At 56.7% G+C, this 991-nt stretch carries 1 protein-coding gene; it reads right to left on the reverse strand.

The features are described from left to right. On the reverse strand, positions 1-991 hold a 991-nt coding region (locus HMPREF2554_RS04040; protein ID WP_070554100.1), incomplete at both ends, for a protein argonaute-2.

The raw sequence follows: 991 nt of genomic DNA on the forward strand, positions 1-991 counted from the left end.
GAACAACCGGAATGTAGGTACGGTTCCAAACCACGATGGGGTAGTACGCGTAACTCGCCGTTAAGGTATCCTGATCGAATACATCAATGTAGACCCGGTACTGGTGGTTCGGGTTAATCTTAGTGCCATCAACACTCACGTACATCCCGAAGCTCCCGTCCGAACCAAGACTAGACCCTCCGCCGTTGCTAACGTCATCATTAACGATGTTCCCGAACTCATCAAGTTCCTGAACACGCGGCTCGTACTGTACACGGTGGGTATTATCGATCCCCGTAGTCTCTACAGACAGAACGTTATCAGTATTCTGCGGGTCAATGAATCCATCGACAGAGGTAATCGCAATAAAACCGGAGTTCTGATTCGCGGGTGCGGAGGGCTGGCTCTGACGGCTCTGATTATTCTGTGATGCAGAATTCGAGTTTGAGCTGCTCTGGGATGCGGGTGCGCCCTGTTGTTGACCCTGAGCCTGCTGACCCTGGCCGTTAGCATTAGCGTTAGCACTCTGCTGCTGATCCTGGGTTGCGCCGGGCTGAGCCTGCTGACCCTGAGCATCAGCATTGGCGCCCTGCTGCCGACCCTGACCGCTGGCATTAGTACCCTGCTGATCCTGAGATGCGCTAGGCTGACCCTGCTGCTGTTCACCGCCGGATGCAGCTTGCGAAGGATCCTGTGCCGCACCGCCCTGTGTTGCACCATTCTGGCTCTGGTCACTGGCGTTAGCACCCTGCTGACCCTGAGCATCAGCATTGGCGCCCTGCTGCCGACCCTGACCGTTAGCACTCTGCTGCTGACCCTGGGTAGCACCATCCTGGTTCTGACCACTGGCGTTAGCACCCTGCTGGTCCTGACCGTTAGCATTAGCGCTCTGCTGCTGACCCTGATCCTGACCGTTCTGTGCTGCAGAATTTGGCTGGCCCTGAGTGGACCCAGAACGAGCCTCATCCTGAGGACTTGCAGGCGCTGCATTTGCCTGCGCAAGCGGAAGAAC

It is taken from the genome of Rothia sp. HMSC071F11 (assembly GCF_001809115.1).
Lineage (GTDB): Bacteria > Actinomycetota > Actinomycetes > Actinomycetales > Micrococcaceae > Rothia > Rothia dentocariosa.